The 25759-nt window shown below is 57.5% G+C and carries 24 protein-coding genes; 9 read left to right on the top strand and 15 right to left on the bottom strand.

The features are described 5' to 3' along the window. Window positions 1-280: 280 nt before the first annotated feature. The 6 genes from GWQ27_RS04240 to GWQ27_RS04215 all read right to left on the bottom strand — a co-directional run bounded on the left by GWQ27_RS04240 (window position 281) and on the right by GWQ27_RS04215 (window position 6559). Complete coding sequence (locus tag GWQ27_RS04240; protein WP_275906752.1) at window positions 281-1714, bottom strand: ATP-binding cassette domain-containing protein; 1434 nt, start codon at window positions 1712-1714, stop codon at window positions 281-283. Continuing rightward, window positions 1711-2517: an ABC transporter permease gene (locus GWQ27_RS04235; RefSeq protein ID WP_275906751.1), complete on the bottom strand. Its 807-nt coding sequence runs from the start codon at window positions 2515-2517 to the stop codon at window positions 1711-1713. Before GWQ27_RS04235 ends, GWQ27_RS04240 begins: the two co-directional genes overlap by 4 nt. 2 nt (window positions 2518-2519) lie before the next feature. Then, window positions 2520-3482 (bottom strand): ABC transporter permease, encoded by a 963-nt coding sequence (locus GWQ27_RS04230; protein ID WP_275906750.1) that lies wholly within the window; start codon window positions 3480-3482, stop codon window positions 2520-2522. After that, window positions 3479-5008 (bottom strand): ABC transporter substrate-binding protein, encoded by a 1530-nt coding sequence (locus GWQ27_RS04225; RefSeq protein ID WP_275906749.1) that lies wholly within the window; start codon window positions 5006-5008, stop codon window positions 3479-3481. The genes GWQ27_RS04230 and GWQ27_RS04225 overlap by 4 nt, the downstream gene beginning before the upstream one ends. Before the next feature lie 236 nt (window positions 5009-5244). Further along, on the bottom strand, window positions 5245-5907 hold the full coding sequence (locus GWQ27_RS04220) for a glutathione S-transferase N-terminal domain-containing protein (RefSeq protein ID WP_021139807.1): 663 nt from the start codon (window positions 5905-5907) through the stop codon (window positions 5245-5247). 196 nt (window positions 5908-6103) lie between these two features. Further along, the gene (locus GWQ27_RS04215; RefSeq protein WP_011898874.1) at window positions 6104-6559 is read right to left on the bottom strand and encodes a hypothetical protein; all 456 of its coding nucleotides are present in this window, start codon (window positions 6557-6559) and stop codon (window positions 6104-6106) included. 199 nt (window positions 6560-6758) lie between these two features. Between GWQ27_RS04215 and suhB the strand changes: the two genes are divergently transcribed. After that, window positions 6759-7562, top strand: a complete 804-nt coding sequence (gene suhB, locus GWQ27_RS04210; RefSeq protein ID WP_005310327.1) for an inositol-1-monophosphatase — start codon at window positions 6759-6761, stop codon at window positions 7560-7562. A 367-nt stretch (window positions 7563-7929) separates the two neighbouring features. On the opposite strand, the gene GWQ27_RS04205 is transcribed toward suhB, so the two are convergent. Beyond that, window positions 7930-9561, bottom strand: coding sequence for a methyl-accepting chemotaxis protein (locus GWQ27_RS04205; RefSeq protein WP_021138566.1), 1632 nt, complete (start codon window positions 9559-9561; stop codon window positions 7930-7932). Between the two features lie 367 nt (window positions 9562-9928). Between GWQ27_RS04205 and GWQ27_RS04200 the strand changes: the two genes are divergently transcribed. The 5 genes from GWQ27_RS04200 (at window position 9929) to GWQ27_RS04180 (ending at window position 14268) form a co-directional block, all read left to right on the top strand. After that, window positions 9929-10861, top strand: a complete 933-nt coding sequence (locus tag GWQ27_RS04200) for a ZIP family metal transporter (RefSeq protein ID WP_275906748.1) — start codon at window positions 9929-9931, stop codon at window positions 10859-10861. Window positions 10862-10958: 97 nt separating this feature from the next. Next, window positions 10959-11717 (top strand): transporter substrate-binding domain-containing protein, encoded by a 759-nt coding sequence (locus tag GWQ27_RS04195; protein WP_275906747.1) that lies wholly within the window; start codon window positions 10959-10961, stop codon window positions 11715-11717. Between the two features lie 103 nt (window positions 11718-11820). Further along, window positions 11821-12513, top strand: a complete 693-nt coding sequence (mtnN, locus tag GWQ27_RS04190) for a 5'-methylthioadenosine/S-adenosylhomocysteine nucleosidase (protein ID WP_275906746.1) — start codon at window positions 11821-11823, stop codon at window positions 12511-12513. Next, window positions 12510-13460, top strand: a complete 951-nt coding sequence (locus GWQ27_RS04185; RefSeq protein ID WP_275906745.1) for a cobalamin biosynthesis protein — start codon at window positions 12510-12512, stop codon at window positions 13458-13460. Before mtnN ends, GWQ27_RS04185 begins: the two co-directional genes overlap by 4 nt. Then, window positions 13453-14268, top strand: a complete 816-nt coding sequence (locus GWQ27_RS04180) for a cobalamin-binding protein (RefSeq protein WP_275906744.1) — start codon at window positions 13453-13455, stop codon at window positions 14266-14268. The genes GWQ27_RS04185 and GWQ27_RS04180 overlap by 8 nt, the downstream gene beginning before the upstream one ends. Before the next feature lie 104 nt (window positions 14269-14372). On the opposite strand, the gene GWQ27_RS04175 is transcribed toward GWQ27_RS04180, so the two are convergent. The 7 genes from GWQ27_RS04175 to flaA all read right to left on the bottom strand — a co-directional run bounded on the left by GWQ27_RS04175 (window position 14373) and on the right by flaA (window position 21509). After that, window positions 14373-16460 carry a 6-hydroxymethylpterin diphosphokinase MptE-like protein gene (locus GWQ27_RS04175; protein ID WP_275906743.1) on the bottom strand — a complete coding sequence of 696 codons (2088 nt, stop codon included), beginning with the start codon at window positions 16458-16460 and terminating at the stop codon, window positions 14373-14375. A 7-nt stretch (window positions 16461-16467) separates the two neighbouring features. Beyond that, entirely contained in the window at window positions 16468-16767 is a 300-nt protein-coding gene (locus GWQ27_RS04170) for a hypothetical protein (RefSeq protein WP_275906742.1), read from the bottom strand. Continuing rightward, window positions 16764-17186 carry a flagellar export chaperone FliS gene (gene fliS, locus GWQ27_RS04165; protein WP_125607838.1) on the bottom strand — a complete coding sequence of 141 codons (423 nt, stop codon included), beginning with the start codon at window positions 17184-17186 and terminating at the stop codon, window positions 16764-16766. The genes GWQ27_RS04170 and fliS overlap by 4 nt, the downstream gene beginning before the upstream one ends. Window positions 17187-17203: 17 nt before the next feature. After that, window positions 17204-18595: a flagellar filament capping protein FliD gene (fliD, locus tag GWQ27_RS04160; protein WP_111589718.1), complete on the bottom strand. Its 1392-nt coding sequence runs from the start codon at window positions 18593-18595 to the stop codon at window positions 17204-17206. A 27-nt stretch (window positions 18596-18622) separates the two neighbouring features. Further along, a complete protein-coding gene (locus GWQ27_RS04155; RefSeq protein WP_034523542.1) occupies window positions 18623-19063 on the bottom strand; it encodes a flagellar protein FlaG in 441 nt (146 codons plus the stop codon). A 34-nt stretch (window positions 19064-19097) separates the two neighbouring features. Next, window positions 19098-20009: a flagellin gene (gene flaB, locus GWQ27_RS04150; RefSeq protein WP_212539862.1), complete on the bottom strand. Its 912-nt coding sequence runs from the start codon at window positions 20007-20009 to the stop codon at window positions 19098-19100. 582 nt (window positions 20010-20591) lie between these two features. Then, window positions 20592-21509 (bottom strand): flagellin A, encoded by a 918-nt coding sequence (gene flaA / locus GWQ27_RS04145; protein ID WP_131731059.1) that lies wholly within the window; start codon window positions 21507-21509, stop codon window positions 20592-20594. A gap of 401 nt (window positions 21510-21910) precedes the next feature. Between flaA and GWQ27_RS04140 the strand changes: the two genes are divergently transcribed. Together GWQ27_RS04140 and GWQ27_RS04135 are read left to right on the top strand one after the other, a co-directional pair. After that, complete coding sequence (locus GWQ27_RS04140) at window positions 21911-22543, top strand: trimeric intracellular cation channel family protein (RefSeq protein WP_005310300.1); 633 nt, start codon at window positions 21911-21913, stop codon at window positions 22541-22543. Window positions 22544-22645: 102 nt separating this feature from the next. Continuing rightward, window positions 22646-23038, top strand: coding sequence for a hypothetical protein (locus tag GWQ27_RS04135; protein ID WP_021138553.1), 393 nt, complete (start codon window positions 22646-22648; stop codon window positions 23036-23038). Window positions 23039-23136: 98 nt separating this feature from the next. Here the strand turns inward: GWQ27_RS04135 and thiI are convergent, their stop codons facing one another. Next, entirely contained in the window at window positions 23137-24585 is a 1449-nt protein-coding gene (thiI, locus tag GWQ27_RS04130; protein ID WP_111588671.1) for a tRNA uracil 4-sulfurtransferase ThiI, read from the bottom strand. A 177-nt stretch (window positions 24586-24762) separates the two neighbouring features. On the opposite strand from thiI, the gene GWQ27_RS04125 reads away from it, so the two are divergent. Further along, entirely contained in the window at window positions 24763-25722 is a 960-nt protein-coding gene (locus GWQ27_RS04125) for a hypothetical protein (protein ID WP_111588670.1), read from the top strand. Window positions 25723-25759: the final 37 nt, after the last annotated feature.

Below are 25759 nucleotides of genomic sequence, written 5' to 3'. Positions count from 1 at the left end.
CGCAAATCATCAAAAGCTGCCGCTCCCCTGGCAGATAATCTGCAGAGGGGATCCAAAAAACAGAGTCAATCAAAGGTGAAAATACAAGGCGGAGAACCCGCACCGGCCGGGAGCAGGACACTCCCTTGGCTTGGGGTGATCTTAGTGATTCAGATCACGAAAAACGAACGAATCTTTATAATCAGCTTTCCCTAGTTTTTCTAATGTGACGGGGTTATTCACCCCGTCAGCGACACAAATCAAGGGGTTATCATCGACAAGATGCCTTCAGACCTCGTCATCATACTGTCCGCCGCACGCGGGCAACATCCAGCCCCTCATCTTGGGTGCCTGCCGTCATCCCCAGCCGCAGACAGCGTTCCCCCACCTTGTCGGCCAGGGCTTCGTCATGGGTCACCAGCAGCAGGGCACAGCCGATCTCTCCCAGCTCCTCCAGCAGGCAGGTCATGGTCTGCTGCTGACTGAGGGGATCGAGCCGGGAGGTGGGCTCATCGGCAAACAGTAGAACGGGGCGCAGCAACAGGGCCCTGATCAGCGACAACCGCTGCAACTCGCCCCCTGATACCTGACCCGGCAGACGCCTCAGCAAGCTCTCATCGAGCCCAAGCCTCGCCAGATAATCGATGAGACGCTGACGGGGCAACCGATGGCGGCGCAGCAGATCGTCAAACAGGGTCCCGAGGCGCACCCGACTGGCAAACGCCTGCACAGGATCCTGATAGAGTTTCTGCCAGCGATGGTGAGCGACCCCTTCCCGGCGCAGCACATGCCCCTGCAAGGGACGCTGCAGCCCGAGCAGCACATTGCCGAGGGTGCTCTTGCCCGCACCGCTCGGCGCCATGATGGCAAGCCGCTCCCCTTGTGCCAGTTGCACATCGAGCCCCTGGAACAGGGTCTGTTCGCCATACCCCATGGTCAGCCCCTCGCCCCTGAGCAACCAGTCGCCTGTGGCCGGTGCACTTTTCCTGGGCCAGGCCGCCGGCTCTGCCGCCAGCAGGGCCCGGGTGTAGTCGTGGGCCGGGTGATGCAACACCCGCTCGGCGGGCCCTTGCTCCACTATCTCGCCCCCCTTGACCACCAACACCCAGCCACCCAGCGCCCGGGCCAGAGTCAGGTCGTGGGTGATGGTCAACAACTGACGAGCCTGCGCCAGATAGCCCAGCAGCAGCCCTTGCAGCCTGGCGCGGGCCAGACTGTCCAGCCCCTTGGTGGGCTCGTCGGCAATGAGCAGTCGGGCCTGCCCCAGGGTGGCGGCCGCAAAGGCGGCGCGCTGGGCCATGCCGCCGGAAAGCTGGTGCGCGAAATGACGCTCACGCCCTGCAAGCCCCAGGTGCTCGAGGGAGGCTCTCGCCCGCGAGCGGGCCTGTTGACATCCCGCAAGCCAGCCCTCCTCCACTTGGTACAGCAGCCCCATGGTAGGGTCGAGTGCCATCACAGGCTCTTGCGGCAACATCGCCAACTCCCGCCCCCACAGGGCACGAAGTTGATGGGGCTCGGCCAGATCGTAGTGATGACCGGCCACCTCAAGCTGGCCTTGCCCAAGTAGCGGTGCAGGCAGCGTGCCCATCAGGGCATGGGCCAGCAGGGATTTGCCCGAGCCACTCTCCCCCACCAGGGTCAGGGCACTGCCGGGAGTCAGGGTCAAGTCCAGCGCTTGCAGCAGGGTCTGCTTGCCATCGCCAACCTGCACGCCCTTGATATGAATAGCAGTCATGACCTGGCTCCTTGTGCAGAACGGGGATGGGGCACTGCCTTCTGGTTGAGCAGCACCAATGCCAGCAACATCAATCCCATCACCATGATGGGGGCCAGCAGTAGACGGGGAGCCTCCTGATAGTGCGGCAACGCCTCCGTCATCATCAGCCCCAGCTCGGGGGTGGGGGGCTGAATGCCCACCCCGACAAAGCCCAGGGTGGAGAGGGTCAGAATGGCCCCCGCCAGACCGAACGCCATCATGGTCAGCAACTGGGGTGCCAGCTCGGGCCAGAGGTGGCGGCGCACTATATAGCCGTTGCCAAAACCGAGCAGACGGGACGCCTCCACCTGGGGTGATGCGAGCAAGGTGCGACTGCGGGCCCGCACCACCCGGTAGTATTCCACCCACTGTGCCATGGCCAGACCGAGATAGAGGATGGCAAAGCCGCCCTGAGCCATGGCGGAGAACAACAGCACCAGCAGCAGGCTGGGCAGGGCCAGCACACCGTCGGCCAGGCTGCGCAGCAGCCCGTCTGCCCAACCACCACGCCAGGCCGAGAGCCAACCCAGCAGAGAACCGAGTAGGGCGGCCGTCATGACGCACAGGATCCCCAGTAGCAGCGACAAGCGGGTAGCCGCGGCCAGCCGCGCCATCAGGCTGCGCCCCAGCTGATCCCGCCCGAGGGGCTCCTGCCAGGAAGGGTTGGCCAGAAAGTTGACCAGATCCTGGGCGGCAGGATCGGGCCAGATGAGCGGTGCCAGCAAGGCAAACAGCACCACCAGCAGGAGCAGGCTCCCGCCGGCTTTCAATGAGAGAGACATGATCAAGACTCCTTGGGACCGCGAGGATCAATGGCGAGGCAGAGCAGATCGGTCAGGGTGTTGAGCAGCACAAACAGCGCAGCCAGCACCAGCACTGTGCCCTGCACCATGGGCACGTCGCGCCAGAAGATGGCATGCACCAGCGCATGGCCGATGCCGGGCCAGGCAAACAGACTCTCGACCACCACCACACCTTCAATTAGGAGCACCAGCTGTACGCTGGTGTAGGCAATGACGCTGACCCCGGTATTGCGCAACCCATGGCGCAGAAATACCCGTGCTGGCGACAGCCCCTTGGTGAGGGCAAAGCGGTAATAATCGGACTGCACGACAGTGAGCACGCTTTCTCGCACGACCCGGGCCAGCACGCCGGACAGGCCAAGCCCAAGGGTAAGGGCGGGCAGCCAGAGGTTGTGCCCCTCCCCGTGCCCGGCGGCACTGAACCAGCCCAGCTCCACCGAGAGCAGCACCATCAGCACCAGACCCAGCAGAAAGGGCGGCAGTGCCCGCATCAGTACGCTCCAGGCCAGAGTCAGCCGATCGAAGAGCCCCCCTGGACGCAAGGCGCTCAGGCTGCCAAGGGGCAGCGCCAGCAACAAGGCCAGCACAACGGCGGCCAGTGCCAGCGACAAAGTCGCCCCCAGATGATGACCAATCTCACCGACGACCGGAGCCCCGGTGACCAGCGAGCTGCCCAGATCCCCCTGGAGCAAGGCGGCCAGCCAGTCGCCGAAGCGGGACAGGGCCGACTCGGCCAGCCCCAGTTCATGGCGCACAGCGCTCGCCGCCTCTGCGGTGACATAGTCATACCCATAGCGACCGGCGGCGATGCGAAAGGCGATATCCCCGGGCAGGGATTGCACCATCAGAAAACAGAGCCCGGCCACCAGCAGCGCCACCATCAGTGCCTGTACCAGACGCTGACTCAGGACGCCCACGACAGCAGACAAGGGCAAGCCTGTCATTGCGCCCCCCAAGTCAGCCTGGTCAGGTAATAACTGCGCTCTTGGGGATCCAGTTCAAAACCCTTGAGCTGGCGGCTGACGGCTGCACTCTGGCGATACCAGGCAATGGGCAGCAGCGGCAACTCCTGTTGCAAGGTAGCGGCGATGTCACGCCTCAGCATGGCGGCCTCTTGCGTGGGCAAGGCTTCATGACCAAGCCGCGCCAGTTGAGCTGTCAGTACAGGGGATTGCCAGTTCATTACCCCCCAGTCGGCACCGGCAGGGGACAGGTCCCCCAGCAGGGTCACCAGCGGATCCGGCACCAACGCATAGTTGCGGGCATAAAGACCGAGCTGGAGCGAGCCATCCTGATGACCTGCCGGGATCTCGCTCGAGTTGCCCACCGCCACCTTGAGCTCGACACCCACTTCCTTCCACTGAGCCTGCAACGCCGTCGCCAGCTGAGGCAACTCGGGGCGATCCGGGAAGGTGCGCAGGGTCAGAGTAAAGCGATCCTTCCCTTTGTGCAGCACGCCATCGGCCCCCTTCTGCCAGCCTGCCGCGGCAAAGGCCGCTTGCGCCGCCTGCACGTCATAGGCAAGCGGTGTCAAGCCGGGCTGATGCCATTCCTTCAGACTGGGAGGAAATAGCTGGGTCGCCGCCATCTCGGGATCCCGCAGCAGGGCTGCCGCCATGCCGCTGCGGTTGATGGCCAGACTGAGCGCACGCCGCACGGCCGGATCGCTCAGGCGTGGATCGGCCCCATTGAGTTTGAGCTGTATGGTGCGTGGCAAGGTCACAGAGGCGATGCTCACCCTGGGCGCTTGTTGCAAGCGGCGTATGCTGACCGGATCCAGCCCCCATGCGATGTCGGCCTGACCACTCTCTGCCATCAGGGTACGGCTCTCGGCGCGCCCGACCGTCAGGTAGCTGACCTGCTCGATGGCGGCCTGGGGGCCATCCCAGCGGTCAAAACGCGCTGTTTCGATCCGCTGAGGCTGCTGCAAACGGGTAATGCGATAGGGGCCGGATCCAATCACCTGCGTCACCTCCCCCTTGTCGTCATAGGCCCCCCTGGCCAGGATCTGGGTACTGGGATGGGCCAGCACAGCCGCCAGCGAGGCGAAGGGGTGGGCAAGGGTGACAAGCAGTGCCCCCTCTTTGGCCTCAATGGCGGTAATCGGTGCGCTGGTCAGTACCCCTGGTTTGCGCCAGGCCTGTTGCAACGCAAACGCAGCCTGCTCGGTATTCACCTTGCTGCCATCGTGAAAATGGGCGTGGGGGCGCAGCGTGAATCGCCACTGCAAGCCATCCTCTGAGCGGGACCAATCACTGGCCAGCCCCGGCTGCAAGCCTCCCTGACTGTCAACTTCGACCAGGGTCTCGGCTACCTGCAAACGGGTAAAAAAGACACCGTTGCTGGCCGGGTCGATGCTGTGGATTTCCCATGGCCCCACCATGGTCAGCGGCTTGCCATGGGCACCAGCACTCATGCCTGCCAGCAACGCCAGGGCACACCATCCTGAATAGGCGTATTTTTTTGTCATCGTCTCCATCCGAATAATCATTGTCATCAACTGAAAGGTTGTCGTTATAACATAACAATTAATCAGGCAGAATGACTTTCCACTCTTGATGAATCACTCGTTTGTAGGGAGTTAATAGCGGGGCCAGACGATCCTTCTCAGCGAGCATGAATGATGCAACGGCGGGAAATGGTGATGTGAAGACAAGGGGGAGAAGCGAGAAAAAAGATGGCCCGTCACGGGGCCATCTTGTCAGCTTAGCGAGTCACCATCTGCTGGGCTTGCTTGACCAGATCGGCCGGATCCTCGTTGCGCGGCGGTATGGCAATCCCTTTCTGGCAGGCGGGGCGAGCCGCCATACGTGCCATCCAGGCTTGCAGATGGGTCAACCCGTCGATGGAGATACCGCTCCAGTCATAGATTCGCACCCAAGGCCAGGTGGCGATATCGGCGATGCTGTACTCATCGGCCAGATACTCGTGCTCCGCCAGATGGGTGTCGAGCACCTCGAACAGGCGTCGCCCCTCTTTCTGATAGCGCTCGATGGCGGCCGGGATCTTCTCCGGGAAGTAGCGATAGAAGACGTTGGCCTGCCCCATCATGGGACCGACACCGCCCATCTGGAACATCAGCCACTGGATGGCCTGGGAGCGACGCTTGGGATCCTGCGGCAACAACTTGCCTGCCTTCTCTGCCAGATAGAGCAAAATGGCGCCGGACTCGAACACCGCGAAATCGCCGTTATCCCGATCGACGATGGCCGGGATTCGACCATTGGGGTTGATGGCCAGAAACTCGGGCTTTTTCTGATCCAGCGCCGACAAATCGAGCGGGATCACCCGATAGGGCAAGCCCAGCTCTTCGAGGGCAATCGCCACCTTGAAACCATTGGGGGTGGCTGCGGTATAAAAATCGATCATCATGGACTCCTTGTGATTCAGGCCCGGGCGCAGAGGCTAACCTCGGCCCATTTGTGCCGGATCCGGGTTGGTGCTATGTACACATGCAATAAGACAACTTGGATGTGGGCTGCGCATCTCGCAGCAGCGGCACAATATCAGCCAGTTATGACAAATATTGCGCCGCTTGAACAGCCCGATAAAAGAGGACGCCAGGTTAGCTGCACAACCCCATGGGTTGGCGCTGGCGCAGCAGAATGAGGCGGGACAGCAGCGGAAAGTAGGACTCAAGCTTGTTTAATAGCACCCGGCTGCAGGCGGGATCAGCCAGTTCAGACTCGGCCAGCGCTATGCCATTGGAGACAAAATAAAAACGGGGATCCCGTACATCCGGCCCCTGAATGGTGAGGGAGTCATCCCCCCTGTGCATCAGCAGCGGCAATACCGGCAAGCCGAAGCTATCGCCACTTCGCTGCCAACCGAACTCGGGCCAGACAGTATCGCCATCGAGCAGCAGAATGGCCGCCTCCTCTTTACCCGGCTGCCACTGCGATGGCTGGGTAATATTCACCTCGTCGAAGTAAGCGCCATATCCGGTTGATGCTCTCAACGCCGCTAGCAGTCCCTGGGTAGTTGCTGCCGACGGTTTTTGACTGACTAATGACAAATTCATGATCCACATCCCTATGCTCATGCAGCCTGTTATTCGGCTACTGCCATAAGACTAGACCAAAAAGAGTCTGTATTGGAGCCGTCAGATCTGGCAGTCGCCAAGGTCGGGGAGAAGGCGTATAACGGTTGCCATTATCGAAAAGACTGGTATCATACCGCGTCCTTTTATCCCCCGTTCTTTAACATCCAGTGGTGAACCTATGCATCCGATGCTGAATATCGCCGTGCGCGCTGCGCGCAACGCCGGTCAAGTAGTAGTAAAAGCCTTTTCCCAGCCCGAAAACATCGAGGCCATCCAGAAAGGCAGCAATGACTTCGTGACCAACGTTGACCGTGACGCCGAAGCGGCCATCATTCACACCATCAAAAAATCTTACCCGGAACACAGCATCATTGCTGAAGAGTCTGGTGAGATTGCCGGTACCAATCCGGACTACCAATGGATCATTGACCCACTGGATGGCACGACCAACCTCGTCAAGGGCATTCCGCACTTTGCCGTCTCCATCGCCCTGCGCGTCAAGGGCAAGACAGAACAAGCCGTCGTCTACGATCCCATCCGTGACGAGTTGTTTACCGCGACCCGTGGTAACGGCGCCCAGCTGAACGGCTACCGCATCCGTGTCGGCAAGGCCAAAGAGCTGGCTGGTACCGTTCTGGCCACCGGTTTCCCATTCAAGCAGAAGCATCATATCGAGCCCTACCTGAAGATGTTCCAGAGCATGTTCATCGAATGTGCCGACATCCGTCGCTCCGGCTCTGCCGCGCTGGATCTGGCCTATGTGGCCGCCGGTCGCGTCGACGGTTTCTGGGAGATCGGCCTCAAGCCTTGGGATACCGCAGCCGGTGAACTGCTGGCCAAAGAGTCCGGTGCCATCGTCACCGACTTCGTGGGTGGTCACAACTACGAAAACTCCGGCAACATAGTGGTTGCCAACCCGCGCGTCCTGAAAGAGATGCTCGGCAAGATCCGTGAGAACCTGCCGGAATCTCTGGCCAAGTAAGCCGTTACCCGCAACGCACACACATTGAACCCGGTCCAGGCCGGGTTTTTTTATGTCTATTGCAAAGCAATTTATCTGCAAAGCCGCAAAACAATCCTGCCCGGCACCTACCATTCCCTCAGCCGGGAGCTTGATATACGCATGCACTCAGCAAGTGTCTTGCAATCGATATCAAGTCCCTCCCCTTTGCAACCTGCCCACCTTGGCTCAATCAGCCGCAAACAGGAGTTTATTCACTGGGCGCCGGCCTTTTCAATACTGTCGTCTTTGCCAAATAACAAAACCCGACCTGAGCCGGGTTTTGTTATCAATCCAACGGGGACAGTGCCAGCTCAGCGTGAGCCGACCCGGCACTGCCCTCATGTCATCAAGCCAGACGGAAGCGACCCATGGTCTGCTTCAGGCCAGCGGCCAGCTGGCTCAGCTCCAGACAGGCACGGGCGGTGTGATCGGCGCCGATGGCAACCTCGTTGGAGGATTCATTGATCCGCTCCACGTTGCGACCCAGTTCATCGGAGACAGCATCCTGCTCGCCACAGGCACTGGCAATCTGAATGGCCATGTCGGCAATCTGGGCGACCGCCTCTTCAATTTGCTGAATGCCGTTGCTGGTCTGCTCGCTCTGCACCACGCACTGACGGATCATGTCACAGCTTTGGCCTGTCACCTCTTTCGCCTGGTTGGCGCGCGCCTGCAAGGTTTCTATGATGGCCACTATCTCGCCGGTGGATGCCTGGGTACGACCCGCCAGGGTTCGTACCTCATCGGCCACCACGGCGAAGCCACGACCCTGCTCACCGGCACGAGCCGCCTCGATGGCGGCGTTGAGCGCCAGCAGATTGGTCTGATCGGCGATGCCGCGGATCACGTCCACCACCAGATTGATCTGGGCAGATTCACGCTCCAGCTCGGCGACCAGGGTCCCCGCCTGTTCAATCTCCTCGGCGACCCGGGTAATGGCCACCAGCGAGCTCTGCACATCCTGATTGCCGCGACGGGCAAGGGCGTTGGCAGAGCTGGCGGATTCGGAAGCTGTCTCTGTGTTGCCGGCCACGTCGGCCACGGTCGCCTTCATCTGGGTCATGGCGGTCGCGACCAGAGAGATCTCCTGCTGCTGGCTCTGGATCCCTTGCGCCGATTGTTCGGAAACGGCGCTCACCTCTTCGATGGCGGCGCCAAGCTGAGTCACGGCAGCCACCACTTCTTCAATCAGACCACGCAGATTGTCCTGCATCTTGAGGGATGCCTTGGCCAGCATGCCCAGCTCATCGCGACCTATGTGCTGACGATCCAGCTGATGGGTCAGGTCACCGGAGGCGATGGCGTTGGCCTGTGCCACGACGGCGTACAGCGGCAAACAGATCTGGCGAGTCAGGAACCAGGTCATGGCCATCATGAACAGCAGCAAGCCGCCGATGCTCACCATGGCAAAACTGGTCACCATGTTGACGCTGTCGAGCAGGCTGCCCCGATTCTCTTTCACGAAGCCGAGATTCACCTCCACCAGGTTGTTGACTGACTGCTCCAGGGCGCCATAGGCGGCGTTTGACTGGAATAGCAACGCCTTGGCCTCGGCAGGCTGACCTTGCACCAGCATCTGATCAACGGCATTGACCGAGTTCAGGTACTGTTGCCAGTCCTGCTTGGCACGATTGAATACCTGGCGCTCATGATCGGCACCGACCGTTGCCTCGTAGGCACGGAAAGCACGCTCGACCTTCTGGACATTGTCCTGGATGCGGCCACGACGGGCCTGCAGATCGGCGGCATCGTCAACCATCAACAGGGCAAACTGGGCACGACGCACATAGGAGACGTCGTAGAGCAATTTTTCTACCGAGAGCACGCTCGGCAGGGTGGAGTCGGTAAAGTTCAGCACGCGGTCGCGCACGCCGCGCAACTCGCTGGAAAGGAAAATACCGAATATCACATTGACGGCGGCAATGACCGCAAAAACCACGGCAATCTTTTTGCCGATAGACAGATTTTTATAAAACATGGTGGCTGGTGATCCTCAACTGCTGACAAGCAGGTGCACTGTGGCGATCACATCCGTATGAGCTGATACCCGGACATTCCTGCCGGGAGGTAGGACGTTGCGAAAGACCAAGGGAAGGGCGGGTTTCGCGAGGGCGGCACTTTACCATAAAACCGCTCACTCCTTCACCGGATTTATCGGCGAGAAAGCAAGTTGTTTTTCCCCATAACCAGACTTTCATCACGCACTTTTTATAGCGACCAAATCATTTCAAATACTTAGCCGATGGGGACAATCGACGGGCGGGCATGGACAAAGCCGGTCAGGCTGGGTGTAATGCACAGGATGGTTACAAGCCATCCTCATCTGCTGTAGAGAGGTCAAGTTTATGGATAACGTATCGGCCCTGCCGGTTTCCTCCTGGTCAGTCCAACTGCGCGAGCAGGTGCAGGCTCGCCCACTGACCGCCCTCGGTCTGCTCATCGCGCTGGCCGCCGTCTTGCTGCTGCTATTGCAGAGCCTCATCATGCTGGCGACTGACGATATGAGCACAGGCGTCCGTTATGGTCTCATCGGCGGGGTAGCGGGCTTTGCCGCCACCGCCCTCGGCGCCCTGCCGGCACTCTTCTTGCATTCCGTGCCACAACGAGTGGAAGACGCCATGCTGGGCTTTGCCGCCGGCATGATGCTGGCCGCCAGCGCCTTCTCCCTGCTGCTGCCGGGGCTCGAAGCAGCAGAAGGGATCACAGGGGATGGCTTTCTCGCCGCGGCCGTGGTGGTGGCCGGCATGACCCTGGGGGTACTGCTGATGCTGGGGCTGGATCAGTTCACCCCCCATGAGCACGACAAGACAGGCCCCTGCGGCCCAGGTCACCAGCAGTGCTCCCGGGTATGGCTGTTCGTGTTTGCCATCGCTCTGCACAACCTGCCGGAGGGGATGGCCATCGGGGTCAGCTTCTCTCAGGGGGACATGTCGGTGGGGCTGCCGCTGACCACGGCCATCGCCCTGCAAGACATTCCGGAAGGGCTGGCGGTGGCGCTGGCCATGTGCGCCGCCGGATTCAGACCCTGGGGTGCGGTATTGGTCGCCATAGCAAGCGGCTTGCTCGAACCCCTCGGTGCCCTGCTTGGGGTCGGCCTCTCCAGCGGCATGGCCATCGCCTATCCCATAGGGCTGGGGCTGGCCGCAGGCGCCATGCTGTTTGTGGTCTCCCACGAGGTGATCCCGGAAACGCACCGCAATGGTCACCAGACCCACGCCACTCTGGGGCTGATGGCCGGCTTTGCCCTTATGATGACCCTCGACACCGCCTTGGGTTGATAACATGCTGATAAATAGCCTGATATCTCATTCGTTGACGATACTGACATAGCTGGCATCGGGATCTCCCCGAGCCTTCATCGAGGGCCTGCATGACATGAGATCCTGGGTGGCCTCACTGCTTTGCCTGCTTGCCCCTGCACTCTGGGCAGCCAGTTCCCCCGAGGTTTATCACACGGCGGCGCAACCGGAATCGGCGCCCAAGTACATTGGAAATCCGGATGGCCGGATCGGCGGCATCTGCGTCGACCTGTTTCGCCTCATGGAGCAGCGAGAGCCCGCCCTGCGCATCCAGGGCGATCAAGCCTTCCTGCCGCTAAGGCGGTTGGAGAAGAGCGTGCTGCATGGCCAGCTCGATTTTATCTGTGGTGTCGGCGACAACCCGGCGCGTCGGCATCAGTTTATCTATCTGCAACCACCTGTGTTTACCGTGCGCTACCACCTGGCGGTGCGCAGCGACGACCCTGTCGAGGTCAAGGGCTGGGATGATGTCAGAGCACTCGGCAAGGAGGGCACCATCCTTATCAACCATGGCAGCGGCGCCATAGCGCGGCTGCAAACCATAGGTGGTCTCATCATAGATAGCGGCGGGATCAGCAGTTCAGCCAATTACCACAAGCTGCTGATGAAACGGGGACGTTTCGTCTATTACCGCTCACCGGGTTTTGAATTCGATATCCGCCAGCACAACCTCGCCAGCCAGATCCGCATACTCCCGACCGTCATGGAGGAAACGCCCTTTTATATCCTGTTTTACCAGCAGACGTCGCCCGAACGGCTTGGCCTGTTTGCCAACACGCTGCAGCAAGTCGCCAACAGCGGGGAGCTGGCCAGCCTGGTCGAGCATTACCGCTAGCGTATCTTTCCCCATGCCATCTGAATGCTCGGCGCCATCACCAACTTTTGTTATGATCCACAACAACTTATTCGGCCGTGCGGCCATCGAGACGAGGTGAGTGATGAAAGTAGGTATTATCGGCGCCATGGAACAGGAAGTGGCCCTGCTGCGCAGCCAGATGAACGAGCCAACCACGCTGCAACTGGGCGGCTGCGAATTCTATCAAGGCAAGCTGGCAGGCAAAGAGGTGATCCTGACTCGCTCCGGCATCGGTAAGGTCGCCGCCAGTATCGCCACCAGCCTGCTGCTGGAAAAATTTGCCCCGGATTGTGTCATCAACACAGGCTCAGCTGGCGGCTTCGCCCAGGATCTGCACATCGGTGATGTGGTCATCGCCGATGAGATGCGCTTTCACGATGTGGACGTGACCGCCTTTGGTTATGAGATGGGCCAGATGGCACAGCAACCCGCCGCCTTCCCCTGCGATAAGAAACTGATCGCGGTGGCGCAGGATTGCATCGCCGAGCAAGGCAAGCATCAGACCAAAGTTGGCCTCATCTGCACCGGTGATCAGTTCATGTGCAAACCAGACGCCATCGCCAAGGCCCGTGCCGATTTCCCGCAGATGCTGGCGGTCGAAATGGAAGGGGCCGCCATCGGCCAGGTGTGCCACATGTTCAAGGTGCCCTATCTGGTCGTGCGCGCCATGTCGGACATCGCCGGCAAGGAACAGGTTGAATCCTTCGATGCCTTCATCGAGGTGGCGGGCCAGCATTCCGCCGAGATGATCATCAAGATGCTCGGCAAGCTGTGATCGACCTCGCCACACTGGAACACATGGCCGCCACTCCGGCGGCCATTTTGCTCGGGGCCGCGCTGCTGGAAGCCATACTGCCCTGGCCTGCCCAGTTCAGACTCTCTGCCCTGGTACCCCTGCTGACCCGCCTGGGCCACAAGGTTCACCGCCCCGATGGCTCCCCTCAGCAACAATTTCGGGCCGGCCTGCTGGCCCTGCTGGTCGTCTGGCTGCCATGCGCCGCCGGACTCTGGGCTGTGCGCAACCTCTCCCTCTCCGAGCCGCTGTTTGACCTGTTGTTTCTGTTGCTGATGATAGAGTCCCGTCCATTGCGTGAGCTGGCCAAGGCCACCCGTTCCCTGGCAAGCCAGGAGACGCTGGTCGTTGCCCGCCTGCAGGCAACCCCCTGGCTCAGGCGCGATACCGGCAAGCTCTCCGTGATGGGGATTGCCAAGGCCGTCAGCGAGACCTGTGCACTGCGCCTGGCAGGACAATGGGCGGGTCCCTTGCTCGGGTTTGCACTGGCAGGCGTTCAGGGCGCCCTGCTGTGGAGACTCGCCCAGTTGATGGATCAGGGCTGGAGCCCCAAGCAAGCGACGTTCAGCCACTTCGGCCGCGCCGCCGCCGTGCTTTATCAGGCCCTCTGCACCCCTGCCATTCTGCTGCTGGCACTGCCCCTGTGCCTGACCCAAGTGCGCCAGCTGGGCGCCAGGATGCGCACTGCCATTCAGTGGCCCTACCCCGCCATGGGCATCTTGCTCGCCCAGCTATCCAGCTCGCTTGGCATCCGGCTGGGTGGCCCCCGCTATTATCAGGACACCCTGTTCCGCTTCCCGGTATTTGATGCACCAAGCGACCCGGCCGCCGCCACCGCACTACGCGTACTCAACCGGTTGCAACTGATTGGCTGGGGTTGGCTCGCACTGGCCGCATTGCTCACAGTGCTGGAGCAGCTCCATGGCTAACTATTTCGCCCTGTTTTGCCTGCTCTGCTGGTCGTTGACGCTGCAGGCTGCAACACCGATGCGCATCGTCAGTCTGACCCCCCATCTGACCGAGCTGTTGTTCCTCGTCGGGGCAGGCGAGCGCATCGTCGCCACCGATGATGCATCGGATTTTCCGCCAGAAGTGAACGATCGCCCGCACGTGGCCAACTACCGCAGCATCAACCTTGAAGCCCTGCTGGCCCAGAAACCGGATCTGGTCGTGGCCTGGCGCTCTGCCCAATCCCGTATGCTGGCACCTGTCGAACAGCTGGGGATCCCGGTGTTCTACTCTGAGCCCACGGATTTTGCCTCCCTGGCCACCGAAATTCGGGCGCTGGGAGCACTGCTGGACCTGGAGCAGACAGCGAACACTCAGGCCGATGCCTACCTCGCCAGACTGGCGGCGCTCAAGCAACGTTATGGTCAGCCCAACCATATCAAGGTGTTTTATCAGCTCTGGTATCCGCCCCTGACCAGCGTCAGCGGCTCGGCGTGGCCAGCCCAGGCCATCGAACTGTGCGGTGCAGAGAACCTGATGGCTGGCGCCAGAACCCCTTACCCTCAGGTCAATTTGGAGCAGGTGATCAAGTCTGACCCTGCGCTCATTCTGGCTGGTAGCCAGGATCCTGACGCTTTACGTCACTGGCAACAATGGCCCATGGTCGATGCGGTCAAACATCAACGATTGCAACTCATCAACTCGGATGAACTGCACCGCTTCACCCCGAGGGCGCTCAATGCCGTGGAGCAGGTATGCAATGCCATCGCTCGCGTGCAAGCAAAATAGCCACTGGCACTAACACAGCGATATTGAAAACAGAGACGCCGGCATCTGCCGGCGTCTTGTTGTGTCTGAAAACCTTCTCGTCACTGAAAGGCATTACCTGCTGGTCAGGTATGTTTGAACACATTGAGCCCAGCAAAGTAGGTGGAGTCCTGCCGCTGGAATGCATCTGCATACATGACCTTGCTCTCCTCAAAGAAGCGCCCGAGTATTGATTCAGCTTCTTTCAGCTTTATTTCAAACTCGTCAGAGTCTGCATTTACCAAGGCCATCATCAGGCTGATGATATTGGCATAGAAATAGTTTATCGAGCCTATCATCACACGATAGAGATGGCATTCACGGCTCATGAGCAAGTAAAGAAGATAGTCATGGTGTCGTTGCATAAGAGCCAACACGGCATTGTGCTCACGCGGCACCTTTTGCCAATCCGCTTGAAATTTATCTATCAGCTCATCGAAAAGCGACACATTGAGCGCGGCATTGAAGTCAATGCTGGTCATGTCGAAAGGCTGGAAGCAGCGATCCATCACCTCATCCATCAATCGTACTTTATCCAGTTCGGGCCAGGATGGCTGCAAGGATTCGACACTTTGAGGTATGGCGCCCTCGATATAGGCCCCATCACTGCTGTTGATGCAGCGCAAATCAGGATAATTATTCAGCACACGCTCCATATTATGGATGGCGAGCCCAAACAAATGATTGATGCGCACCTCCCCACCAAAATTGCCCGGTGCCGGGAAGGTATCTTTCAGATTCTCGTTATATTTGGCTTCTTTCTTGTCGTTGTAATACAAGCTCAAACTGGAGTGGTGTTTGCCTGCCGACTTGTAGCCATTATCGATGCCGAATAGATACACCTGTTTGAAGCCCAGCAAAGCGGCATAGTTGAGTCCGGTATTCCCCACAAACGGGTTGGAAAACTCAATGGTGTCATATTCAAATGCCTGACCAAAGGCACTGACCAGCATGGAAAACATGGGTTCATTGGGTTTGAACGTCAATCCCGTCTTGCGGAAGAATCCTTTGCACTCGGGGTGAATAACATCAACGCTCAGGAAGACGGTATCCTTGATAAAGTCATCGGCATCAAGAATGCGCAGGAAATCTGCCGAACTCTTGGTACGCTCTACGGCCACATAAATATCTGGCTTGACACCCGCCTTGTGAAGCGCACTGACAGCCGTACCACAGGCGATGATGACAGCCTGTTGCTGATGCTGCTTTATAAAGTCAATGCTCTGATCCAGAGAAGGACCATTACCCACAACAAACACTGGCACCTGGCTGAATGCCGATGTATCACGCTGCCGCTTCAGGAACGGAGTTCCCTCTTGCAAATGATTGTGGCTGTGAGCCAGCGCGTAGATATTGTCGTCAAAGAAGCCCCAGCCCGTTTTGAGCAGGTAAAACTCGCTCTCTACCTGATTTATCAGCGCGTGCAGCTTGGGAGAATGATAATGGCAAAAAGAGAAGTAGCTAGCCGACCAGAATGCTCCCTTGCGATGAAGGGCTTCCATCATATCCGCTGCCAGCAGTTGCTCGTCGACACCGATGAACAGATGCAGGCTAAGTGACTCACGCTCCATATATTCGAACAATTCATGCCAATCGAAACAATAGAGTGAGGCATAGAACATATCGAGATCAGGCTCGAAGGCAAACAGGTTCCTGATCTTGCACTGCTCATAGAGATAACCCAGCTGGTATCCCAAGCCGATCCCGTACATCAGTGACAACGGAATATCTGAGTGCAGGGCACTGTTCAACCGCAAGCCTTCCAAGGCTGATTTTTCTTTTAATTTGGATATTTCATTATTAAATTTTATGTGGATCTGGCCATCGATATGCCACTGAGGAATAAAATCGATGCACTGCAACACACTCTGCTCGATCACTTCTGCTATCTGTGCCTGTACCTCGGCAAACGGATCCTCACCATAAAGAGACACCCCATCATCAAGCCACAAGATATTGGGAATACCATTGTCATTGCAGAAAAAACGAAATGGCCGGACAGGCTGATAATCTTTGAAATAATCATGAATGCCGGGCATGTGTTTTGCGAAAGCAGCCATATTGAGCTGATGACGAACAGGAAGCACGTCCAGCATGGCGGCTTCCTGTTTTTTTTGCCGCTCTAAGCGAGAGAGTTCATTTTCTACATCGGCAATGTTTTTATTAAAATCCATGATGTGCCTAACCTGCATTCAGCTTGTAAAGATCAGAGGCGCGACCCGCTTTGGAAAACTGCAGCAACTCCTCTTCTGCAAGATGTTTCTCTTTTCCCACCCACTCATGGATGGCTTGAAACTGCTGCAATGCCTGACGGTGCTCCGCATCAAGCACAGCACCCGATGGAATGTGTTGAAACGCACTATCAAGCGCACCGAGATAAGGCTCTACCAGCTTGTCAGCCTCCTGCAGCTGGCGCTGCTCGAGCAGCGCCAACAGCTGGTTGCCAGTTTCCATCAATACAATCAGAGGGGGGCGGTTCATTCCGCCCTGCCTACTTTTTGCTGTGCCAGCGCCTTGTCGCGCTCTTCGACGGGAATCGCATCCCACCCGCTTTTTACGGTCAGCATCAGGTTAATCACCTCGTCAACCGCACTGATATCCATATCCCGGCTGGCATCCATCATCCGGGCCTTCATGTAATCATAAAGCGCGAACAAGTCCTCGGGTACTTTGCCATAAGAGAGATCCAGCGAGTCCTGCAGGCCGTTGATGATGGCCATCGTTTTGGAAATGGACTGGGACTTGTGCTCAAAGTCGCGACGCTCAATCGCGCCACGCGCCTGGGCAAGACGCTCGAGACATCCCTGCATCAGTAGCTGAATGACGCGATAAGGGTCGGCCACTGCCAGCTCGGATTGCAGACTCTGGGTGGTATAGGCTTTGATATTTTTCCGATACATAGAAACACCGATCCTGACTATGAATTACTGTTCTTGGTGTTGAGCAGGTTCAAATATGAGGCTGACTTGTTCATCTTGGCCAGCATGCTGTCCAGGCTCCCGTAACGGGCACGCAGTGTCTCTTCATACTTGGTCAGCTGGGCCGAAACATCCGATTGCTTGCGATTGACATCACGCAGATCCGAATTCAGGCTATCTTCCCGCTTGGCAAGCAAGCCACCGGTTTTGGAGTAACTTTCCAGTTGCCCGGCCATCTTGCCGGCCACGCCATCCTTGCCACCAAACAGGGCCACAACCTGGTCGAAGTTCTTGTCAACCGCCTCATCGAATTTCTCACTATCAAGGGAGAGCACCCCCTTGTTGTCCATCTTGACACCCAGCTGAAAGATGGTCGAAAACGTGGAAGAGTTCTTGGAAGGCTCTGTGATGGCCCCGGTCATCATATTTGTCACGGCGCGGGTAGTGGCATCGCCAGCCAAGGCACCCCCATCATTTTGACTGACCCCGGCCACAATCGAACTGCGCTTGCCAAGATCACCGCTCTTCTTCACCAGGGCGTTGTAGCCATCGATGAAGCTCTTGACCATGTCCTTGATGCCAGCCTTGTCTGTGGTCACATCCACCTTGTTGGATTTGAGCGAATTGTCCGCATTTTTGTCGGACTCTCTCAACACTGTGACCTTGAGTCCGAGAATCGTACCATCAAAGGTATTGGTTGCACTGGTCAGTGTGCTGCCGTCCACCGTGATCTCGGCATCCCTGGCCTCTTGTGTCTGAGTCAGTTTGGAGATGAAGTTGTCGGTCAACTCTGTGGTGTTGCCAGTAATCTGCAAGTCCTTGCCAGTACCACTGACACCGGAGTCGATAACAAGTTTGGACTTGCCATTGGCCGTGTTCATGATGTTGACGCTGAGGCCAAAGTTATCGCCATCATTATTGATACGCTTGCGAATGGATTGCAGCGTATCCCCCGCCTTAACATCCACATCAAAGGTTTTGTCACCCGCCTTGAAGGTCAGTTTCCCATCCTGGGTGATCATAGGGTCGGTGGATTTGTCAAATTCACCTTCAAACTTGCTGGTCTTCGCCAATTTGTTGACTGTGATGTCGTACTGCCCGTTGGAGGCCCCCGTTTTACTCTCCACCTTGAGTACGGGATTGTCCTTGTCCTGAGTAATGTTGATGGCGCGTTTGTTGAATGCATCGTCCTTGGACATCGCCTTGAGCGTGGTCACAAAGGAAGCGATGGCTGATTTCAGTTGCCCAACACCTGAGAGAGTGATTTGAGCATTGGTCTTCTTGGTGGTAATTGGCTGCAGCAGTTGTGCCTTTTTGGCATCCACACTGGCAGCAATCACAGACTCAAGATCGAGTCCCGAGCCGGCACCGGCAGAAGTTACTGTGGTCATACTCACTCTCCTCGTTATGCTTGCGTATTAGATCTCGTTATCGAGCAGCAGCCCGACACGGGAACCTCCGCCGGTCGCATCGCCTTCGCGCAGATCCTTGATCCGTTTGCTGATGGCCAGCAACTCTTCGCTCGGGATCTGACGGATCATCGACTTGGTGTGGGCATCCATCACCTTGATGACAACCTGCTCGAGATCCTTTTCGACACTGAAATTGACAGTCCATCCTTGCAACTTACTGAACTCTTGCAAGTTTTGGACCTCCTTTTCAATATCAACCTCAGAAATATCCTGTTTTCTGACTTTCTCTTGCGCCTTCTCCTCTTGCTGCTTCTTCACATCCTGTGCCATCACCCGCTGCTCTTCCGTCGTGCCAGATAGCACTTGAGCGGCCGATTGGCCGCTCTTGCTACTTGACTGAAGAGAAGAAGGAGTGACAGATGAGGGTATTCCAATGTCATTGGCCATATCGTCGCTCCTCTTTCTATCTCATCACTGCCTGTTAACCCAGCAGGGACAAGGCAGACTGCGGTCTTTGGTTGGCTTGCGCCAGGATGCTGGAGGCCGCCTGTTGCAGAATGTTCTGCTTGGTCAGGTTGGCTGTTTCAGTCGCAAAGTCCGCATCGCGAATACGAGAGCGTGCTGCACTCAGGTTTTCTGAGACGTTGGACTGGTTGCGAATGGTCGAGTCAAACCGGTTTTGCACCGCACCCAGCTCTGCCCGTTTGCTATCAACGGCCTTGATCATGAAATCAAGGTTGGCCATGGCCAGTTGGGCGGCACTGGCAGTGGTGATGCTGCTCACACTGGTGGAGGTCACTGCCGTGGTGCCTTTGCTCACCGAGTAAGGCTCACCTGTCGCAGCAGTTGATACTGCAACCGTAGCACTCCCCTTGGTCGATGACGCAATACCGCTGATGGTGAACGCGGATGTCATCTTGAAGGTGATGGTCTGACCAGCATCGGCACCCACCTGGAAGGATCCCTTGTAAGAGCCATCCAGCAGCTTCTGGCCACCAAAGGTGGTATCACTGGAGATACGATTGATCTCGGTGGTCAGCTGATCGAACTCTTGCTGCAGTGCAGTACGGTCGTCAGTGTTGTTGGAACCGTTGGCGGATTGCTGAGCCAGGGTACGCATACGCTGCAACATGGAGGTGACTTCATCCATGGCACCTTCGGCAGTTTGCGCAACCGAGATACCATCGTTGGCGTTGCGGTTACCTTGATCCAGACCATTGACTTGTGAGGTCAAACGGTTGGAGATCTGCAGACCGGCGGCATCGTCCTTGGCGGTGTTGATACGCAGACCGGAGGCCAGTCTGGTATAGGACGTATCCAGGGACTTGTTGGTGTTCATCAGGTTACGCTGGGCGTTCAGTGATGAAGTATTCGTGTTGATGTACATGGCCATAAAAATATTCTCCCGAAGAACATGCGACTGCGGGTTGCGCCGACAAAGCGACGTCCCACCGTTAGAAGTACAGGTTGAACAATCCTGTGTCTTCTGGCGGGTGTCTGTTTGAACGAACAGGCCACCCGCAGTAGTGCAAGCGTTGGATTCCGAACACCCCTCGATTGCTTCACTTTATTTAACGGCCGCAGGGACACAAGCTTTAGGAAAATAATTGCCGAAGGCGGCAAGTTTTATCCGGCAGGCGGCAAAGGGGAAGAGGACAGGAGAGTAGCCAGGGGGTCTAGAGTTGGCCGAGGAGCCGGATAGAGGCGTTGGCTGCTTTTGGCACGGTTTGTGCTTTGATATGGGCGAGTGGCGTCAATTTGACGACACAATAAAAAGAGGCCGGAAAACCGGCCTAAAATGAGCATACGCTCAGGAGAATATGACCAAGGATGACAGAACTGAACAGCTGTACAACACTTGGCATTACTAATATAGAGAATTGATTCTCTCCCGATAGAACAGAGTGCAAACCGAACACCCCTTTGTTCCATCTCTTGACCAGGGCGGCCTGAACAACCGCCCTGTTTTCTTTTGTTAGCCCTGCAGCAGCGAGAGTGCAGACTGGGGACGCTGGTTTGCCTGCGACAGTATGGTGGATGCCGCCTGTTGCAAAATGTTTTGCTTGGTCAGGTTGGCCGTTTCGGTCGCAAAGTCTGCGTCACGAATACGTGAGCGAGCCGCACTGACGTTCTCCGAGATGTTCGCCTGGTTGCGGATGGTTGAGTCAAAACGGTTTTGTACCGCACCCAATTCCGCACGCTTGCTGTCCACCACCTTGATCATGTAGTCCAGGTTAGCCATGGCAGACTGGGCTGAACTTGCCGCCTGGATGGATGACATACTGGTAGAGGTAACCGGTGTACCTGCCGTCTTGTTGATGGTGTAGGGCTCACCAGTAGCTGCTGTAGACACAGTTACAGAAGCACTGCCACTGGTGGCAGATGCCATGCCCGAGATGGTGAAGGCAGTGGTCATCCGGAAGGTGATGGTCTGACCTGCGTCGGCGCCAACCTGGAAGGAGCCCACATAGCCACCACTGAGCAAGTTCTGGCCACCAAAGGTGGTGTCTTTTGCCACCCGGTCGATTTCAGTCATCAACTGAGTGTACTCTTGCTGCAAAGCGGTACGGTCATCGGTGTTGTTGGAACCGTTGGCAGATTGCTGAGCCAGGGTGCGCATCCGTTGCAGCATGGAGGTCACTTCATCCATGGCACCTTCTGCGGTCTGGGCAACGGAAATGCCATCGTTGGCGTTACGGTTACCCTGGTCCAGTCCATTGATCTGGGAGGTCAAACGGTTGGATATTTGCAGACCTGCCGCATCGTCTTTTGCGCTGTTGATGCGCAGACCAGATGCCAGACGGGTGTAAGAAGTATCCAGAGATTTGTTGGTGTTCATCAGGTTACGCTGGGCGTTAAGCGATGAAACGTTTGTATTGATATAAAGTGCCATAACCATTCTCCTAAGCTATTAAATTTACTATCTAATTTGCTCGGACTTTATTGTCTTTCCTGTCCGATGCGTATTATTTAACGGCCTCTTTTTCGATGTCTTTAGCATTATTTTTAACGCTTCATCGCATTAACGCCGCTTACCCTATTTATCGGCACATTCCCGTTTTACTTAAGAGAAAAAATCCAAAAAGTTCCCCTTATCAGAAGGATGCCGCACAGGCCAAAGGCCATGACAAAGCAAGTGCCCTGACCTGCAAGGTGTCAGCGCGCATCCGCGCACCCACATCCCATTTGCAAAAACTGGGGCTGGCTCTCATTTTTGCAGGCCATCATTGGTCAGAAGCCTGTCCACCCCCTAAAATCGCGACCCCATCAACAATTGGACGTGAGTTGTTCTCCATGCAGACACTGGTTGAGCAGATTGTTTACATCAGCGACATGTTTGGTACTGCGGTATTCGCGTTTTCGGGCGTCCTGGTAGCAGGGCGGCTCAGGATGGATGCCTTCGGCGTCATGGTGCTGGCGGCGGTAACTGCCATTGGCGGTGGCACCATCCGCGACATGATATTGGGTGCCACCCCCGTATTCTGGGTGCGTGACCCTCTCTATATCTGGGTGGTGATTGCCACTGCGCTGGTGGGTATGTGGATGGTCAAGCTACCCAAGCGAATGCCCTGGTATGTGTTGCCGGTAGCGGATGCCTTCGGGCTGGCTCTCTTTACCGTGATCGGTGCCCAGAAGGCACTCAACTTCGGTACCCCAGGTCTGATTGCGGTGATCATGGGGACCATGACGGGTGTGGCTGGCGGCATGATCCGCGATGTGCTGGCACGGGAGGTGCCCATGGTGCTGCAAAAGGAGATCTATGCCACTGCCTGCATTCTGGGGGGCATCCTCTATACCCTGGCACTGGAGGTCAACGTGGACAGGGTGACCGCCATGCTGATCAGCATGCTGGGGGTATTTGGTCTGCGGGTCGCTGCCATTTACTGGCACCTGTCACTGCCCACCTTTTCGCTGCAACGCCATTGATGTTCGGGCCGGGGGGCATGTCGCACTCCCGGCCTCGTTACGTTGAACCAAGCGGGCTTTTCTGTTGTCATAGGATCCAGTCGTTGTAAGCCGGAATCCCTCATGCAAAAACTTGGGCTCATTACTTCCCTGCTACTGATGAATGTGGCAACGGCGCACGCCGATACACAGGTACTGTTTGGACGACTGGCTTCTACTCCGGTGCAGCAGTTCAACCAGCAGATCCGTCAGGCAAGCACGACCCGGCAAACCTGGGTCAATGATTATCGTGAAGTAGCACTGCGTTTTGTCGGCCATAGCGACATACCCAGTCGCATCCAGGCACAGCAACTGGATAATGATCTGGTGCTGTCAGTTGCCCTCGATGGCAACAAGAGTGACATGCTTTATATCCTGACCCTGTTTCGCAGCAATAACCTGTGGCAGATGAAGCAGGCCGAGATGGGCTGGCGTTGCCAGGGCGAGTCAACCTTTACCCCTGTCCCCTGCCCCTGATCCTCACGTTGTCTTGACACGCCATCTGAGCGTGATGCGCAGTGAAATAAAAAATCCGGCTCATCGGCCGGATTTTTTATTCGAAACGTCACCCCTGATTACGGGCGGTACACCTTGACGTTGTCAAAACCCTTCTCTTTCAGGTAGAGCGCCTGCAGCTTGCTCATCACGCCGCGATCGCAGTAGAGCAGATAGGTCTGCTCTTTGGGCAGATCACCAAAGGCGGTGGCCAGCTTGAAGAAGGGGATGTGCAGCACTTCACGGCCTTCCACCACCAAGGGTTTCTCGTCGCGCTCGTCGGCGGAACGAATGTCCAGGATCACCTCGTCAGCGGCCAGCACTTCTGTGGTCTCTATCTCTTGAACCTCGGCGGCGGTCTCTTCACCGATGCGGCGAATGTCGAGGTAACGGGCCTCTGTCACCACCTTGTCCAGAATGGCGAAGTCGAAGTTGGCCTCTTCCGCCTCGATACGGGAAAGCTCGGCCTTCACGGTCGGCTTCTTGGAGATGACGCCGCAATACTCCGGCATTGTCTCGGCAAACTCTAGGGTGCCGATACGACGGGCTTCGCTGATGATGTCAGGCTTGTCCCAGGTGATGAGCGGGCGCAGGATCACCTTGTCGGTCACCCGATCGATGACGTTGAGGTTGGTGAGGGTCTGGCTGGAGACCTGACCCACGCACTCCCCTGTCACCAGGGCCGGGATCTGGAAGTAGTCCGCCACCTGGCCTGCGGCGCGCATCATCATGCGCTTGAGCACTACCCCCATCTGGCCGTTATCCACCTTCTCCAGGATCTCGGCGACCACGGGTTCAAAGTCGATGGCGGTGAAGCGCACCTTATGGGAAGCACCAAACTTGCTCCACAGGTAGTAGGCCACCTGCTTGACCCCGATCTCGTGGGCGGCACCGCCGAGGTTAAAGAAGCAATAGTGCACGCGGCAGCCACGCTTGATGAACTGGTAGGAAGCCACGCCCGAGTCGAAGCCGCCGGAGAGAAGGCTCAGCACGTCTTCCTGGGTCGCCATGGGGAAACCACCCATGCCATGGTGAACGGCGCTGATGATGTAAAGCTCGTCGTTTTCCACTTCCAGGTTGACCTGGATGTCAGGCTTTTTCAGACGTACGCCGGCCGTTTCGCAATGCTGGTTGAGGCCACCACCCACATAACGCTCCAGCTCCAGCGAGCTGAAATCGTGTTTGCCGACACGGCGAGCACGCACGCAGAAGGTCTTGCCTTTCAGGCGATCGCCCCAGACGGCGCGGGTCTGCTCGAAGATGTCGTGCAGGTCGGTGAAGTTGCTCAGTTTCACTTCGAGGAAGTACTGGATGCCCGGGATGCAGGCCAGGGTTTCCAGATACTGGGCGTGGAACTGATCATTGCGGGAGCTCACTACCAGCTTGTCCCAATCCATCCGTACGCGGGCATCTTCGTCGAAGCGGCGCAACACGTTGCGAATGTTGCCCTGCAACATCTTGGTGAAGCGCTGGCGCACTGACTTGCTCTTGATGGTGATTTCCGGGAACAGCTTGATAATGAACTTCATGGTTTCAACTCGGGTGGCCTTGATTTAAGGGCGCGGATTATATCAGAACTTTGTTGCCAACGCCTACAGGCTGAGCGTTCACCCATATTCTCCCACTCAATGTTTGCGGCCCGGCGGCAATCTTGCGTATATTCCCGAACCTGCGCCCTGGCAAGATGCTTCAACACAGAAGATCCGATGAAGACTTATATCTACTACCCCGGTATGGAGGTACGTGACGAGCTCTGGCTCAAGTTTGCCCTGCTCTATCTGGAGCGGCTCGCCTTCGTCTTCACCATCAGTGAGAAAAGCGGCCTCACCACTTTGCTAAGTACACTGGAGCAGCGAACCGACTTGCTGGCAGAGCGGCCCGAGCCAGCCTTCTTTGCAGATATCACCCCTCAGCTGGAGAGTCAGCTCGGCGGTCTTGTTGCGCCCGACTTTGCCCGCCACAAGGTATTTGGCAACAGGGAACTCATCACTCGCTGGCGTCAAAGCGCCAATCACGACTGCTTCTGCCCGACCCAGGCCGGCCTTGAACGGCTGCACGGCTTTTGCCTCACCCACGGCTTTGCCAGCCAGGATGAGGGGGGGATCAAGATGGCGCGGCGCTTTGCCAATCTGCTCTCCATGCGCCTCGCCCGTGAGTGGGCACTCGCCAATGAGGGGGCGCTCATCACGGATCACGACTATCTGGACAGGCTGCTGCACCTGCTCGAATCCCGCTACCACAATAGAGGCGGCCAGGATTGCTTCCACCTCGAGATACCATTGCAAGTGCCCACTCACCTGAGCGAAATCTCCTTCGAGGAATTGATTGCACTGCGCGCCCGCAGCGGCTTTCGCCAGCAACTGGCCGAGTTCCATCAGGCCCTCGATGCCATGCTCACCATGCTGGGCAGCGGCTACGCCGAGCCAGCAGCCCTGACCCGTTTCGAGCTGGCGCAGCAAGGGCTCAATCAGCTGCTGGGGCCAGCGACTCACAGCCTGCCGCTCACCACCCTGATCAGCTGTTCATTGCCCGCCATGGCAATGATCCATCAGCTCAAGGCAAGCCACCCGACTAGCAACCTCATCTTCCATCCCATCAAGAAGAGCCACTTTCACCAGCGCAAGAGCCAGCACTTCTTCACCCGGCTGGGCCAGGTCAAATCCTGAGTCCGCCGTGATGATATGAGGCTGCGCCAATATGCCG

This window comes from Aeromonas sp. 5HA1 (genome assembly GCF_029237245.1).
Classification (GTDB): domain Bacteria; phylum Pseudomonadota; class Gammaproteobacteria; order Enterobacterales; family Aeromonadaceae; genus Aeromonas; species Aeromonas salmonicida.
The sequence above is the reverse complement of the archived record's forward strand: the minus strand, read 5'-3'. Positions and strand labels throughout refer to the sequence as shown.

Coding starts and splice junctions, on each gene's coding strand:
- GWQ27_RS04240 (WP_275906752.1), bottom strand. CDS start 1,714: ATGACTGCTATTCATATCAAGGGCGTGCAGGTTGGCGATGGCAAGCAG.
- GWQ27_RS04235 (WP_275906751.1), bottom strand. CDS start 2,517: ATGTCTCTCTCATTGAAAGCCGGCGGGAGCCTGCTCCTGCTGGTGGTG.
- GWQ27_RS04230 (WP_275906750.1), bottom strand. CDS start 3,482: ATGACAGGCTTGCCCTTGTCTGCTGTCGTGGGCGTCCTGAGTCAGCGT.
- GWQ27_RS04225 (WP_275906749.1), bottom strand. CDS start 5,008: ATGACAAAAAAATACGCCTATTCAGGATGGTGTGCCCTGGCGTTGCTG.
- GWQ27_RS04220 (WP_021139807.1), bottom strand. CDS start 5,907: ATGATCGATTTTTATACCGCAGCCACCCCCAATGGTTTCAAGGTGGCG.
- GWQ27_RS04215 (WP_011898874.1), bottom strand. CDS start 6,559: ATGAATTTGTCATTAGTCAGTCAAAAACCGTCGGCAGCAACTACCCAG.
- suhB (WP_005310327.1), top strand. CDS start 6,759: ATGCATCCGATGCTGAATATCGCCGTGCGCGCTGCGCGCAACGCCGGT.
- GWQ27_RS04205 (WP_021138566.1), bottom strand. CDS start 9,561: ATGTTTTATAAAAATCTGTCTATCGGCAAAAAGATTGCCGTGGTTTTT.
- GWQ27_RS04200 (WP_275906748.1), top strand. CDS start 9,929: ATGGATAACGTATCGGCCCTGCCGGTTTCCTCCTGGTCAGTCCAACTG.
- GWQ27_RS04195 (WP_275906747.1), top strand. CDS start 10,959: ATGAGATCCTGGGTGGCCTCACTGCTTTGCCTGCTTGCCCCTGCACTC.
- mtnN (WP_275906746.1), top strand. CDS start 11,821: ATGAAAGTAGGTATTATCGGCGCCATGGAACAGGAAGTGGCCCTGCTG.
- GWQ27_RS04180 (WP_275906744.1), top strand. CDS start 13,453: ATGGCTAACTATTTCGCCCTGTTTTGCCTGCTCTGCTGGTCGTTGACG.
- GWQ27_RS04175 (WP_275906743.1), bottom strand. CDS start 16,460: ATGGATTTTAATAAAAACATTGCCGATGTAGAAAATGAACTCTCTCGC.
- GWQ27_RS04170 (WP_275906742.1), bottom strand. CDS start 16,767: ATGAACCGCCCCCCTCTGATTGTATTGATGGAAACTGGCAACCAGCTG.
- fliS (WP_125607838.1), bottom strand. CDS start 17,186: ATGTATCGGAAAAATATCAAAGCCTATACCACCCAGAGTCTGCAATCC.
- fliD (WP_111589718.1), bottom strand. CDS start 18,595: ATGACCACAGTAACTTCTGCCGGTGCCGGCTCGGGACTCGATCTTGAG.
- GWQ27_RS04155 (WP_034523542.1), bottom strand. CDS start 19,063: ATGGCCAATGACATTGGAATACCCTCATCTGTCACTCCTTCTTCTCTT.
- flaB (WP_212539862.1), bottom strand. CDS start 20,009: ATGGCCATGTACATCAACACGAATACTTCATCACTGAACGCCCAGCGT.
- flaA (WP_131731059.1), bottom strand. CDS start 21,509: ATGGCACTTTATATCAATACAAACGTTTCATCGCTTAACGCCCAGCGT.
- GWQ27_RS04140 (WP_005310300.1), top strand. CDS start 21,911: ATGCAGACACTGGTTGAGCAGATTGTTTACATCAGCGACATGTTTGGT.
- GWQ27_RS04135 (WP_021138553.1), top strand. CDS start 22,646: ATGCAAAAACTTGGGCTCATTACTTCCCTGCTACTGATGAATGTGGCA.
- thiI (WP_111588671.1), bottom strand. CDS start 24,585: ATGAAGTTCATTATCAAGCTGTTCCCGGAAATCACCATCAAGAGCAAG.
- GWQ27_RS04125 (WP_111588670.1), top strand. CDS start 24,763: ATGAAGACTTATATCTACTACCCCGGTATGGAGGTACGTGACGAGCTC.